General features: G+C 72.5%; 12 protein-coding genes and 3 tRNA genes. 7 read left to right on the top strand and 8 right to left on the bottom strand.

All coding sequences use genetic code 11. From position 1 onward, the window contains the following. Nucleotides 1-332 precede the first annotated feature (332 nt). The 6 genes from C7M71_RS08415 to C7M71_RS08390 all read left to right on the top strand — a co-directional run bounded on the left by C7M71_RS08415 (nt 333) and on the right by C7M71_RS08390 (nt 3395). Nucleotides 333-405: transfer RNA gene (locus C7M71_RS08415), tRNA-Asn, on the top strand. A gap of 48 nt (nt 406-453) precedes the next feature. Then, a tRNA-Asn gene (locus C7M71_RS08410) sits at nt 454-526 on the top strand. A gap of 154 nt (nt 527-680) precedes the next feature. Then, a tRNA-Ile gene (locus C7M71_RS08405) sits at nt 681-754 on the top strand. A 129-nt stretch (nt 755-883) separates the two neighbouring features. Next, entirely contained in the window at nt 884-1699 is an 816-nt protein-coding gene (locus C7M71_RS08400; RefSeq protein ID WP_111489969.1) for an EI24 domain-containing protein, read from the top strand. 145 nt (nt 1700-1844) lie between these two features. Next, complete coding sequence (locus tag C7M71_RS08395) at nt 1845-2267, top strand: CBS domain-containing protein (RefSeq protein WP_111489978.1); 423 nt, start codon at nt 1845-1847, stop codon at nt 2265-2267. Between the two features lie 102 nt (nt 2268-2369). Further along, the gene (locus C7M71_RS08390) at nt 2370-3395 is read left to right on the top strand and encodes an NADP-dependent oxidoreductase (protein WP_111489970.1); all 1026 of its coding nucleotides are present in this window, start codon (nt 2370-2372) and stop codon (nt 3393-3395) included. 104 nt (nt 3396-3499) lie between these two features. Here C7M71_RS08390 and C7M71_RS08385 read toward each other — a convergent pair whose 3' ends face one another. Then, nucleotides 3500-4585: a cation diffusion facilitator family transporter gene (locus C7M71_RS08385; protein ID WP_111489971.1), complete on the bottom strand. Its 1086-nt coding sequence runs from the start codon at nt 4583-4585 to the stop codon at nt 3500-3502. Nucleotides 4586-5023: 438 nt separating this feature from the next. On the opposite strand from C7M71_RS08385, the gene C7M71_RS08380 reads away from it, so the two are divergent. Next, on the top strand, nt 5024-5518 hold the full coding sequence (locus C7M71_RS08380; protein WP_111489972.1) for a DUF3145 domain-containing protein: 495 nt from the start codon (nt 5024-5026) through the stop codon (nt 5516-5518). 93 nt (nt 5519-5611) lie between these two features. On the opposite strand, the gene C7M71_RS08375 is transcribed toward C7M71_RS08380, so the two are convergent. From C7M71_RS08375 to C7M71_RS08345, 7 genes are all read right to left on the bottom strand, one after another. Beyond that, nucleotides 5612-6328: a class F sortase gene (locus C7M71_RS08375; protein ID WP_111489973.1), complete on the bottom strand. Its 717-nt coding sequence runs from the start codon at nt 6326-6328 to the stop codon at nt 5612-5614. Between the two features lie 90 nt (nt 6329-6418). Continuing rightward, nucleotides 6419-7015, bottom strand: coding sequence for a hypothetical protein (locus tag C7M71_RS08370; protein WP_114914258.1), 597 nt, complete (start codon nt 7013-7015; stop codon nt 6419-6421). A gap of 265 nt (nt 7016-7280) precedes the next feature. Then, on the bottom strand, nt 7281-8549 hold the full coding sequence (gene fabF, locus C7M71_RS08365; protein ID WP_114914257.1) for a beta-ketoacyl-ACP synthase II: 1269 nt from the start codon (nt 8547-8549) through the stop codon (nt 7281-7283). A 137-nt stretch (nt 8550-8686) separates the two neighbouring features. Further along, a complete protein-coding gene (locus C7M71_RS08360) occupies nt 8687-8929 on the bottom strand; it encodes an acyl carrier protein (RefSeq protein ID WP_111492856.1) in 243 nt (80 codons plus the stop codon). A 106-nt stretch (nt 8930-9035) separates the two neighbouring features. Beyond that, complete coding sequence (locus tag C7M71_RS08355) at nt 9036-10082, bottom strand: beta-ketoacyl-ACP synthase III (protein ID WP_111492855.1); 1047 nt, start codon at nt 10080-10082, stop codon at nt 9036-9038. Further along, nucleotides 10079-11038 carry an ACP S-malonyltransferase gene (locus C7M71_RS08350; protein WP_111492854.1) on the bottom strand — a complete coding sequence of 320 codons (960 nt, stop codon included), beginning with the start codon at nt 11036-11038 and terminating at the stop codon, nt 10079-10081. Before C7M71_RS08350 ends, C7M71_RS08355 begins: the two co-directional genes overlap by 4 nt. Before the next feature lie 91 nt (nt 11039-11129). Next, nucleotides 11130-12386, bottom strand: coding sequence for a PucR family transcriptional regulator (locus C7M71_RS08345; RefSeq protein WP_111492853.1), 1257 nt, complete (start codon nt 12384-12386; stop codon nt 11130-11132). Nucleotides 12387-12540: the final 154 nt, after the last annotated feature.

Below are 12540 nucleotides of genomic sequence, written 5' to 3'. Positions count from 1 at the left end.
CCTCGGCTCCACTCTTCCGCACTCTTGCGCGCGGCTGCCCGCGCTCCTCCGGTCCGCGCTCCTCCGGTCCGCTCTCCGTTGGTGCCCGTGCTCGTCGGCACGCCCCTACCCGCCGTGTGCATCCGCGAACCGCCGCCCGCCGGCGCACTGCGGCAGCCGTCCCACCAGCATCGCGGGCCGGTGCGCCGGTCGCGCGCCGGACGCGCCGGGCGGGTCACGGGGGCGCCGGTCCGGAGAAGGATTGGCGGACCACCCCCCTGGGTGCGCTAATGTATGTCCCGCAACGAGCGCCCACGACCGGGAGGACCGGGACGGTGGCGCTCCGGAAGCAATCCCGCCTAGCTCAATTGGCAGAGCAGCCGGCTGTTAACCGGCAGGTTATTGGTTCGAGTCCAATGGCGGGAGCAGAGCAGGGCGGTCGACGTCCTGCTCCGCGTGCGCGTGAGTGCACGGTCCCGCCTAGCTCAATTGGCAGAGCAGCCGGCTGTTAACCGGCAGGTTATTGGTTCGAGTCCAATGGCGGGAGCGCGGTATCGAAGGCCCTCCGGTGATCCGGGGGGCCTCTGTCGTGCGGTGGCCGGGCGGCCGGACCCCGGCGCGCGGGACGAGCGGCTGAGCAGCTATGCTGCGGCAGGCGGCCCGACGAGGGTCGGCCGTGCTGGGGGGTGTCCTGCCGGCACGGGGCGGTAGCTCAGCCGGTTAGAGCAGGGGACTCATAATCCCTGGGTCGTGGGTTCGAGTCCCACCCGCCCCACTTCACGGACCGTCACGCCGTGCCAGGCGCAACAGTAGAGCAGCGGAGCGGCAGCATCGCCCGCAACACCGGGAATTCACCCGAACGTGGACATCCGGTGGCTCCTTGCCCCGGCTCTAGGCTTGGATCATGCGTGATCTCGCGGCGGGGCTGGGATATCTGGGCAGGGGCCAGCGCTGGGTGGCGCGGCACGGCCGATGGTGGGGGTTCGGGCTGCTGCCGGCGCTGATCACGCTGGTGCTGTACACGGCCGTGCTGCTGGTGCTCGGGTTCCGCGCGGACGATCTGGCGACCTGGGCGACGCCGTTCGCGGACGGCTGGGGCTCGCCCTGGCGGTCGCTGCTGCGGGGCCTCTTCACGGCGCTGCTCCTCGGCGGCGGGCTGCTGCTGGCCGTGGTGACCTTCACGGCGGTGACGCTGCTGGTGGGGGAGCCGTTCTACGAGGCGCTGTCGGAGAAGGTCGAGCAGTCCGAGGGCGGCGCCCCGCAGGGGCCCGAGCTGCCGCTCTGGCGCGAGCTGTGGAACTCGGCCCGGGACAGCCTCCATGTGCTGGTGCGCGCGGCGGGCCTGGGGCTGCTGCTCTTTCTGCTGGGGTTCGTCCCGCTGCTCGGGCAGACCGTGGTGCCGGTCCTGGCGTGCTGTGTCTCCGGCTTCTTCCTCGCGGTGGAGCTGACGGCGGTGGCGATGCAGCGCCGTGGGGTGCCGGTGCGCGAGCGGCTGGCGCTGCTGCGCGGCCGGAAGCTGCTGGCACTGGGCTTCGGGGTACCGCTGGTGCTGCTCTTCCTGCTCCCGCTGGTCGCGGTCTTGGTGATGCCCGGTGCGGTGGCCGGTGCGACGCTGCTGGTGCGCGACCTGGTCCCGGCCGAGGGGAAGCGGCCGGAGGACGAGCCGGAGCCCGGGCGCGAGGGCGGGCGCGAGGGCGAGCCGGAGCCGTACCGGAGCTGATGGATTCACCCATTCGGACGATAGGGCTGGCCGGTCGGCGGCCGGGTGCAGAGGATGGAAGGGTGTCCCGCGAACCCGCCGGCCGGAGGTGCGATCGGCCTTCCTCCGGGGCCTGCCGCCGGTCGGCCTTCGCAAGGAGGACTCGATGACCACTGCCCGAGAGATCATGCACACCGGCGCTAGGTACATCCCGGTGACCGAGACGCTGGACCGGGCCGCGCAGATGATGCGCGACCTGGAGGTGGGCGCGCTGCCGGTGGCGGATGCCAACGACCGGATGTGCGGCATCATCACCGACCGGGACATCGTGGTGAAGGCCATCGCGCACGGCAAGGACCCGGCCCGGGTCACCGTGGGAGAGCTGTGCGAGGGCACCCCGCGCTGGGTGCCCGCCGACGCCGATGTGCGGCAGGTGCTGGAGGAGATGGGTACCCACCGGATCCGTCGGCTCCCGGTGATCGACGAGAACAAGCGCCTGATCGGCATCATCAGCGAGGCCGATGTGGCGAAGCACCTCTCCGACACGGAGATCGCCAGCTTTGTGGAGCGGGTGTACGTCACGCGGTGAGCGGGCGGTCGCGCAGTACCGGCGGAGCGGCGCCCAGGCCTCAGGCCCGGGCGCCGTCCGGCATCCGGCAGTACCTTGATCTTTTCGAAGGGATGTCGCGACATGGCAGAGCAGGCACTCCGGACCACCGGCCGCGCATGGCACCTGGTGGCCCGCCCCCGGGGCTGGCCGACCCCCGAGGACTTCGCCCTACGCGAGACACCCGTGCCGCAGCCCGGCCCGGGGCAGATCCTGGTGCGCAACGAGTACCTCTCGGTCGACCCGTATATGCGCGGCCGGATGAACGACGTCCCGTCCTATGTCCCGCCCTTCCGGCTGGGGGAGCCCATGGACGGCGGAGCGGTCGGCCGGGTGGTGGCCTCGGAGGCGGCCGGGTTCATGACCGGGGACACCGTGCTGCACGGGCTCGGCTGGCGCGAGTACGCCGTGGTCGACGCCGACCACGCGGTCACGGTGGACCCCGAGGCGGCGCCGCTCTCCGCCTTCCTCGGGGTGCTCGGCATGCCGGGCCTGACCGCCTACGCCGGACTGCTGGAGGTGGGCTCCTTCAAGGAGGGCGAGGCGGTCTTCGTCTCCGGCGCGGCCGGTGCGGTCGGCAGCCTGGTCGGCCAGATCGCCAGGCTCAGGGGCGCCTCCCGGGTCGTCGGCAGCGCCGGTTCGCCCGAGAAGGTGGCCAGGCTGGTGGACGAGTACGGCTTCGACGCCGCCTTCAACTACAAGGACGGGCCGGTCGCCGAGCAGCTCGCCAAGGCCGCCCCCGAGGGCATCGACGTCTACTTCGACAACGTCGGCGGGGAGCACCTGGAGGCCGCCATCGGCGCTCTCAGGGTGCACGGCCGCGTCACGCTCTGCGGCGCCATCGCCCAGTACAACGACACCGAGGCCCCCGCAGGGCCGCGCAATCTGGCGCTCGCCATCGGCAGGCGGCTGCGGCTCCAGGGCATGCTGGTACGCGACCACGCGGCGCTCCAGCCGCAGTTCACCGCCGAGGTGGGGGGCTGGCTGCGCGAGGGCCGGATCCGCTACGACGAGACGGTGGTGGACGGCATCGAGAACGCGGTGGACGCCTTCCTGGGCATGCTGCGCGGCGCCAACACCGGCAAGATGGTCGTCCGCCTGACCCCGTAGCCCGCCTGCCCGGAGGCCCGGAGGCCCGGAGGCCCGCTCCCGCGATCCGCCTCACGTCCGTTCTGCGCGACGATGGCAGGGCGGGCGCGGAGGGTGGGCCGGGGTCAGACCAGGTGGTGCGCCAGGGCCGCGTGCGGGTCGGGCTCCGCGCCGCCCACCGGCGGATGGTCGACATGGACGGTGGCCGAGACCAGCCGGCGGACGGTGTGCATCAGCGCATGCTCCGCCTCGACCGCCAGCCGGTGCGCCTCGACCACCGTGAGCTGCGGGTCCACCACGATCGCCGCCTCGGCGTGCAGTGTGTGCCCCAGCCAGCGCATCCGTACGGCGCCGACACCGCGCACCCCCGGCACCGCGCCCAGGGCCTCCTCGGCCGCCGTCACCGCCGCCGGGTCCACCGCGTCCATCAGCCGCCGCCAGACCTCGCGTGCCGCGTCACGCAGCACCAGCACGATCGCCCCGGTGATCAGCAGGCCCACCACCGGGTCCGCCGCCCGCCACCCCAGCGCCGCGCCGCCCGCGCCCAGCAGTACCGCCAGCGAGGTGAAGCCGTCGGTGCGGGCGTGCAGCCCGTCGGCGACCAGCGCGGCCGAGCCGATCCGTCGACCGGTGGTGATCCGCCGCCGGGCGACCAGCTCATTCCCGGCGAAGCCCGCCAGGGCGGCGGCCGCCACCGCCGCCAGATGGGTGACGTCCTGGGGTTCGACCAGCCGCCGGAATGCCTCGTACCCGGCGACCGCCGAGGAGGCCGCGATGGCGAGCACCACCACCACGCCCGCGAGGTCCTCGGCCCGGCCGTAGCCATAGGTGTAGCGGCGGGTGGCCGCCCGCCGGCCCAGCAGGAACGCCACACCCAGGGGCAGCGCGGTGAGCGCGTCGGCGGCGTTGTGCACGGTGTCGCCGAGCAGCGCCACCGAGCCGGAGAGCGCCGCGATCACGGCCTGCACGGCGGTGGTGAGCCCCAGCACGCCGAGCGAGAAGGCAAGGGTGCGCAGTCCCTCCGCCGACCCTTCGAGCGCGGCGTCCACCCTGGCGGCGGGGTCATGGCTGTGTGGTCTGAGCGCATGCCCCCAGCGATGGCCCAGCAGATGGCCCAGCAGATGGCCCAGCCGACGACCCAGCCGATGACCCAGCCGACGGCCCGGCTCGTGCCGGTGAGCATGCCCATGCGTGTGCGGGCGACCCGTCATGGCATCACCGTGGCACAGCCGCGGCATTGCAGCCACCCTGGAACAGCCGCCGCCCCTCAGGTGCGACGCGCTTGCACCTGCCCCATGTGTACGACGGTCGTACACCAGTCCGACCCAACCCCCGGGAGGCGGATTCAGGCCGCGTCCGATGGTCCGCCACCCGTGACGTCCTGCCCCGCGATAACGTTTCCTTCGGCAGTGGCCGCTGCTGGAGGCGCTGTTGACGGTGAGTAGAACTCACTGGGCATCTGATCACATGGGGTGACAGTCTGTCCGGTTTGATGGATTTAGTGATCGGATAGCGTTTACCGAAAGTCACGCCGGGTAGTGGTGCAGTAGTGGCAGTTGGTGCAGAATGACGGTGCCGGACAGGAATCTCGGGCAAGAGGCACGAGGCCGCTGGGGAAGGCGACCCTCGTCCACAGCCTGGAGGTCCCGGTGACGACACGTGGAGTTCTGTACGTCCACTCCGCGCCGCGCGCGCTGTGCCCGCACGTCGAGTGGGCCGTCGCGGGCGTGCTCGGTGTGCGCGTCAACCTTGACTGGATCCGCCAGCCCGCCGCACCCGGCAACTGGCGTGCCGAGTTCTCCTGGCAGGGGGAGCCCGGTACCGCGTCACGCCTGGCCTCGGCCCTGCGCGGCTGGCACCTGCTGCGCTTCGAGGTGACCGCCGAGCCCTGTGCCACGGCCGAGGGCGAGCGCTACAGCAGCACCCCCGATCTCGGCATCTTCCATGCCGTCACCGGCATCCACGGCGACATCCTGATCCCCGAGGACCGGCTGCGCGCCGCCATGGCCCGTGCGCGCAAGGGCGAGACCGACCTGGAGGCGGAGATCTCCCGGCTGCTCGGCAAGCCGTGGGACGACGAGTTGGAGCCCTTCCGCTACGCCGGTGAGGGCGCTCCCGTCCGCTGGCTCCACCAGGTCGTCTGACACTCCGACCGGCAAGCCCCCCGACCGCAGAAACGCGCCGCACCCGGAAGCAGTTGCCGGGTGCGGCGCGTTTCCCTGTGGGCGGCGAGTGGGTCAGCGCTTACGGGAGGAGTCCAGGTGGGCGAAGACCACCACGTTGGAGGTGTAGTCGCGCCGCTTGTGGTCGTAGGTGCCGCCGCAGGTGATCAGCCGCAGCTGGGCGCTCGGGGTGTCCCCGTACACCCGCTCGTCGGGGAAGTTGTTCTTGGGGAAGACCTCCACCGAGTCGACGGTGAAGACCGCGGTGGTCGCGTCGGCCCGGGTGATCTCGACCTTGCTGCCCTTCTTGAGCGCGCCCAGGCCCCAGAAGACGGCGGGGCCGCGCTTGGTGTCCACATGGCCGAGTACCAGGGCGGTGCCGCGCTCGCCCGGGCTGGCCCCGGCGCCGTACCAGCCGACCAGGTTGCTGTCGGTGTTGGGCGGGGGTTGCAGCACGCCCCCCTTGTCCAGCGCCAGCTTGGTGAAGGGGGCGTTGACCCCGATGGCCGGAATGGTCAGGCGGGTCGGCGCGGAGGCGGCCATGGCCGGACCCTGCGGGGCGGCGGAGCCGGCCGGGGCGGACGGGGGTGCGGCCTTGGCGCGGGCCGGGCCGGAGGAGGCCGGGGAGGCGGCGGCCGGTGCGGGTGGGGAGGAGCCGTCCAGGGAGCTGTGGATCATGAAGAGGCCGAGCAGTACCGCCGCCCCGGCCAGCCGGATCCGGCCGGCCCCGGCGTCGCGGCCGCCCGTGCTGCGGGTGGCGGGCCCGCCCTGCACCTTGTCCTTGATGCCCATCCTGGGGACTGCCTTTCTGGGAGCGGCGGCGTGGCCACCGCCGCAGAACGGCGGTGGCCACGTCGGGTCGGTCAGCAGTGCGAGGTCGTGTCAGATGGCACGGCCGAGGTTGTTGCGGCGGCGCATGCTCCACGCGCCGGCGCCCAGGCCGCCCGCCAGCAGGGCGCCACCGGCGGCCAGGCCGCCCGTGGAGGCCATGCCGCCGCCGCCGGTGTGGACGCCGCCGTGCGGACGCTCGTGACGGCGCTCCTCCTTGATGACGTGCTGCTCCTCCCTGCCGTGGCAGTGCTTGCGCTCGTGGTCGAAGTCGCTGTACTCCTCGTCGAACTCGCGGCCTTCGTCCTTGACCCACTCCCCGCCCTCGCCGTGGTGGCCGTGCTCGCGGCCGCCCTTGCCCCACTCGCGGCCCTCTTCGTGGCCACCCTCGCGGCCGAAGTCGCGGCCTTCGTCCCGGCCACCCTCCCGGCCGAAGTCGCGGCCCTCGTCCCGACCCCCGTCCTTGCCCCAGTCCCGACCCTCATCCCGACCCTCGTCCTTGCCCCCGTCGATACCCCAGCCCCCGCCGCCCTGCAGAGCGGCCCCACCGGACTTGCCGGGCGACCAGGCGTCCGCATGGGCGGCAGGGATGACAAGGGTGAGTGCGGCGGCGCTGAGCGCGGCGCCGGCGACGAACGTGCGTGCACGCATGACGATGACCTTCCAGCGCCTCTACGATCGGTGACAGGACGTCAACTCAGGGGAATCGCGGAAGCACCTCGATCACCGTCCGTCACTGGAGGCCCTGGCGCCAGTCGACAGTCGCAATCGGGTGAGATGATGATCCTTTCGGCCGAATCAACGGCCCCTCAGACGGTTCGAACACACTGTTCGAGCAGGTCAGAGCGGGTGGCCCGGGGACGCGGAAGGCCCCGCCCGAGAGATCGGGCGGGGCCTTCCTGACGGCTTGTCGGAGTCAGTCCCGGCGGAAGGCCAGAACCACATTGTGACCGCCGAAGCCGAAGGAATTGTTGAGCGCCGCGATCGGGCCCTCCGGCAGCTTCCGGGGCTCGCCGCGCACGATGTCGGCGTCGACCTCGTCGTCCGGGTCGTCGACGTTGATGGTCGGCGGGGCGAGGCGGTGGTGCAGCGCCAGCACGGTGGCGACGGTCTCGATGCCGCCGGCGCCGCCCAGCAGGTGGCCGGTCATCGACTTGGTCGCGGAGACCGCGATGTGGTCCAGGTCGTCGCCGAGCACCTTGCGCAGCGCCTTCACCTCGGCGATGTCGCCCTGCGGGGTGGAGGTGGCATGGGCGTTCACATGGACCACGGAGGAGCGGTCCAGCCCGGTGGCGTCGAAGAGGTTGGACACGGCGGCGGCCACGCCACGGCCGGAGGGCTCCGGCTGCGCGATGTGGTGGCTGTCGGCCGAGAGGCCCTGGCCGACCGCCTCGCAGTAGACGCGGGCGCCACGGGCCGCGGCGTGCTCCGCCGACTCCAGGACCACCACACCGGCGCCCTCGCCCAGCACAAAGCCGTCCCGGGCCTTGTCGTACGGGCGGGAGGCGCGCTGCGGCTCGTCGTTGTTCTTGGACATCGCCATCATGTTGGCGAAGGCCGCGATGGGCAGCGGGTGGATGGCCGCCTCGGTGCCGCCCGCGACCACGATGTCGGCGCGGCCGGTGCGGATCATCTCGATGGCGTAGCCGATGGCCTCGGCGCCGGAGGCGCAGGCGCTCACCGGGGTGTGCACGCCGGCGCGGGCGCCGATCTCCAGGCCGACGTTGGCCGCCGGGCTGTTCGGCATCAGCATGGGCACGGTGTGCGGGGAGACGCGGCGGACGCCCTTCTCCTTGAGCACGTCGTACTGGTCGAGCAGGGTGGTGACGCCCCCGATGCCGGAGGCGACCACGGTGCCCAGGCGGTCGGGGTCGATGGCGGAGGACTCGTCGGTCGCCGGGGCGGCGAAGCCCGCGTCGGCCCACGCCTCCCTGGCGGCGATCAGCGCGAACTGCGCCGACCGGTCCAGCTTGCGGGCCACCGGCCGCGGCAGGACCTCACCGGGGTCGACGGCTGCCCGTGCGGCGATCCGCACGGGCAGCTCGGCGGCCCACTCGTCCTTGAGGAGCGCCACGCCGGAGCGTCCGGCGAGGAGTGCCTCCCAGGTCGACGCGGCATCGCCGCCCAGCGGCGTGAAGGCGCCGATACCCGTGACGACCACGGTGGTGCGGGTGTCAGTAGTCACTGGTCTCTTACTCCCACGTGTTCAGCGTGCGAGGCGGCGCTGGTGCCGAGGGGACGCCGGCATGCGCGTCGGCCTGACAGGAACTCAGGTGCCCCGAGGTTGGGTGGTGACGGCCGGTGGCCGTCCCGTACGGTGTCTCAGCTGTTGGCGAGGATGTACTCGACGGCGTCGCCCACGGTCTTGAGGTTCTTCACCTCGTCGTCCGGGATCTTGCAGTCGAAGCGCTCCTCGGCGGCGACGACGACCTCGACCATGGAGAGCGAGTCGACGTCCAGGTCGTCGGTGAAGGACTTGTCCAGCTCGACGTCCTCGGTGGGGATGCCGGCGATCTCGTTGACGATCTCGGCGAGACCTGCCAGGACCTCGTCCTTGGTAGCCATTGCGGCGCTCCTATCGAAGGGTGATTCCACTGTGTGCTCCGTGTCCCGCGGGTGCGGGACGCGGTGGTCAAGGGGTGCGCCCGCACGGGGCGGCACAGGTCTTGACTTACGGGAGGGTAACGACTGCGGCAGCGTAGACGAGACCCGCCCCGAACCCGATGACCAGGGCGAGGTCGCCGCTCTTCGCCTCGCCGGAGGCGAGCATCCGCTCCATGGCGAGCGGGATGGACGCCGCCGAGGTGTTGCCGGTCTCGGCGATGTCGCGCGCGACGGGCACGGACGCCGGCAGCTTCAGCGCCTTGATCATGGCATCCGTGATCCGCATGTTGGCCTGGTGGGGGATGAACGCGCCGAGCTGGTCGGCGGTGACCCCGGCCGCGTCCAGCGCCTGCTGGGCGACCTTGGCCATCTCCCACACCGCCCAGCGGAAGACCGTCTGGCCCTCCATCCGCAGCGCCGGCCACTTCACCTCGCTGCCGGTGCCGTTGACCGCGTCCTCCTTGGCGAAGGCGGTGTCCCAGGCATGGGTCTGCGAGATGACGTCCGCCTGGGAGCCGTCCGAGCCCCAGATGACCTTGCCGATACCGGGCCGGTCGGACGGTCCGACGACCACGGCGCCCGCACCGTCGCCGAAGATGAAGGCGGTGGAGCGGTCCGAGGTGTCGGTCAGGTCGCTCAGCCGCTCGACGCCGATCACCAGCACATACTCGGCGCTGCCGGCGCGGATCATGCCGTCGGCCAGGCTCAGGCCGTAGCCGAAGCCCGCGCAGGCGGCCGAGATGTCGAAGGCGGCGGCGGTGCCGCAGCCCAGCCGGTGCGAGATCTCGGTGGCGATGGCCGGGGTCTGCTTGAGGTGCGAGACGGTGGAGACCACCACCGCGCCGACCTGCTCGGGCGCGATGCCGGCCTGGGCGATGGCCTTGCCCGCCGCCTGCACCGACATCTCCGAGACGCTCTCCTCCGGGCCCGCCCAGCGGCGCTCGGTGATGCCGCTGCGGGTGCGGATCCACTCGTCCGAGGAGTCGATCCACTGGAGGACCTCCTCGTTGGGGATCACCCGCACCGGGCGGTAGCCGCCCACGCCGTGGATCCGCGAGAAGTCCGCGCCCCGGCTGGGCCGGATGCTCGGTGTCGCGCCGCTGCTCTCTGTCATGCGTTCACGCCTTCCGTGGCGGGCAGCCGGATCGGCTCGCCGTGCTTGGCGACCAGCTCGCGGGCCTTCTCCAGGTCGGCGGGGGTCTTGAGGGCAAGGGTCTCGACGCCCTTGAGGTTGCGCTTGACCAGGTTGGTGAGGGTGCCGGCCGGCGGCACCTCGATGACGCAGGTCGCGCCCAGCTCCCGCAGGGCCTCCATGCACAGGTCCCAGCGGACCGGGTTGGAGACCTGGGAGACCAGGCGGGCCAGCACCTCGGCGCCGGTCTTGACGACCTCGCCGTCCCGGTTGGAGACATAGGCGGTGGCCGGGTCGGCGGTGGGGATGCCGGGGGCCAGCTTCGCCAGCGCCTCGACGCCCGGAGCCATGTGGTGGGTGTGGAAGGCGCCGGCCACGCTCAGCGGCATCAGCCGCGCCCCGGCGGGCGGGTCCGCCTTGAACGCGGCGAGCTGCTCCAGGGTGCCGGCCGCGACCAGCTGGCCGCCGCCGTTGTTGTTCGCGGCGGTCAGGCCGTGCTCGGCGAGCTTGACCGTCACCTCGTCGGCGTCGCCGCCGAGGACCACGGTCATCCCCGTCTCGGTGACGGCGGCGGCGTCGGCCATGGCCAGCCCGCGCTGCCGGACGAAGGCCATCGCCGACTCGGCGGTCAGCACGCCCGCCGCCACGGCGGTGGTGATCTCGCCCACACTGTGGCCGGCCACCGCGCCGACCTGCCCGAGGGCGGCGTCCGGAAGCAGCGTGTGGATGGCGGCGAGCCCGGCGGCGACCAGCAGCGGCTGCGCCACCGCGGTGTCCTTGATCTCCTCGGCGGACGCCTCGGTGCCGTAGTGCACCAGGTCCAGCCCGGCAACGGCGGACCACCAGTGCAGCCGATCGGCTACACCGTCCACTTCGAGCCAGGGAGCGAGAAAGCCGGGGGCCTGGGCACCCTGTCCGGGAGCGACGAGTACGAGCACGGAATCAACCCTCTCCTGCCGGGTGCTCCGGCACGGGTAGACGGCGGTTACCAAGAAATTACACGCGGTTTGTGGATTCCCTACAGCGGGTTCAGCGGCGGTCGCCGGGCGCGTCGAGACGGCCCAGGGCCAGGGCGATCCGCAGGGTGAATGCCGAGCGTACGTCGGACGGGGTGTAGCCCGTGACGTCGGTCACACGTCGCAGCCGGTAGCGGACGGTGTTGGGATGGACGAAGAGCATCCGCGCCGCCCCCTCCAGCGACGATGCCTGCTCCAGGTAGACCGAGAGCGTCTCCAGCAGCGCGGAGCCGGCCTCCTCCAGCGGGATGTAGATCTCCTCCACCAGCTGGCGCCTGGCGGCCTGGTCGCCCGCCAGTGCCCGCTCCGGCAGCAGATCGTCCGCCAGCACCGGGCGCGGCGCGTCCGGCCATGCTCCGCAGGCGCGCAGCGCACCCGAGGCGGCCTGCGCGGACCGGGTCGCGGAGAGCAGGTCGCCCACCGTGGGGCCCACCACCACCGGGCCGGGCGCGAACTGGCCGATCAGCGCGCGGGCGGCGTGCATGGGGTCCATGGACCCGCCGACCACCACCACCAGACGGTTGCCCAGCACCCCGGTCAGGACATGCAGCCGGGCCCGGCGGGCGGCCCGGCGGATCGCCTCCACCACCAGCTCGCTGTCGCCGTCCGGAGCGCTGCCCATCACCACCATCACCTGGTCGGGCGACCCCCAGCCGAGCGCCGCCGCCCGGGACAGCGCCCCCTCGTCGGCGTCCCCGGAGAGCAGCGAGTTGACCACCAGCGCCTCCAGCCGGGCATCCCAGGCGCCCCGCGCCTCGGCCGCCTGCGCGTACACCTGCGCGGTGGCGAAGGCCAGCTCCCGGGCGTACACCAGGACCGCCTCGCGCAGCCCCGCCTCGTCGCCGGGCGCGGCCAGCTCGTCGATGGCCTCCTCGACCACCTGGATGCTGATCCGGATCATCTCCACCGTCTGGCGCAGCGTCACCGCCCGGGTCAGTTCGCGCGGTGCGGTGCCGAAGACATCGGTGGACATCGCCTGCGGCGCCTCGGGGTGGCGGAACCACTCCGTGAAGGCGGCGATGCCCGCCTGCGCCACCAGGCCGATCCAGGACCGGTGCTCGGGCGGCATCCGGCGGTACCAGGAGAGCGTCTCGTCCATCCGCTGGATGGCGTTGGTGGCGAGCCGGCCGGAGGCCTTCTCCAGCCGCCGCAGCGTGGCGGCATGCCGTTCGGCGGCCAGTCTGCGCTCCAGTGCGGTGCCGCGCCGCGCCCCCTGCTTCGGTGGCTGCGGCACGGCCGCACCACCACCGGTCGGGGCGGGCCCGGGCATGGCGGCAGGCTCCACGGCCTTCTCTGCCGGGTCGTTCGTTGCGTTCTTCGCTGAGGCGGCTGGCACAGCACTAGCGTGCCTCACGCGCGGCTGTGCTCGTGCACACGCCCCCGCTCGACGGCGGTGGCACCGCTCACATCTCCGCAGGCCGACC

The organism is Peterkaempfera bronchialis, from assembly GCF_003258605.2.
Taxonomy (GTDB): Bacteria; Actinomycetota; Actinomycetes; order Streptomycetales; family Streptomycetaceae; genus Peterkaempfera; species Peterkaempfera bronchialis.
The sequence above is the reverse complement of the archived record's forward strand: the minus strand, read 5'-3'. Positions and strand labels throughout refer to the sequence as shown.

Excerpts from the sequence above, each read along its gene's own strand:
- C7M71_RS08400 (WP_111489969.1), top strand. The coding sequence starts at position 884 with ATGCGTGATCTCGCGGCGGGGCTGGGATATCTGGGCAGGGGCCAGCGC.
- C7M71_RS08395 (WP_111489978.1), top strand. The coding sequence starts at position 1,845 with ATGACCACTGCCCGAGAGATCATGCACACCGGCGCTAGGTACATCCCG.
- C7M71_RS08390 (WP_111489970.1), top strand. The coding sequence starts at position 2,370 with ATGGCAGAGCAGGCACTCCGGACCACCGGCCGCGCATGGCACCTGGTG.
- C7M71_RS08385 (WP_111489971.1), bottom strand. The coding sequence starts at position 4,585 with ATGACGGGTCGCCCGCACACGCATGGGCATGCTCACCGGCACGAGCCG.
- C7M71_RS08375 (WP_111489973.1), bottom strand. The coding sequence starts at position 6,328 with ATGGGCATCAAGGACAAGGTGCAGGGCGGGCCCGCCACCCGCAGCACG.
- C7M71_RS08370 (WP_114914258.1), bottom strand. The coding sequence starts at position 7,015 with ATGCGTGCACGCACGTTCGTCGCCGGCGCCGCGCTCAGCGCCGCCGCA.
- C7M71_RS08360 (WP_111492856.1), bottom strand. The coding sequence starts at position 8,929 with ATGGCTACCAAGGACGAGGTCCTGGCAGGTCTCGCCGAGATCGTCAAC.
- C7M71_RS08355 (WP_111492855.1), bottom strand. The coding sequence starts at position 10,082 with ATGACAGAGAGCAGCGGCGCGACACCGAGCATCCGGCCCAGCCGGGGC.
- C7M71_RS08345 (WP_111492853.1), bottom strand. The coding sequence starts at position 12,386 with ATGCCCGGGCCCGCCCCGACCGGTGGTGGTGCGGCCGTGCCGCAGCCA.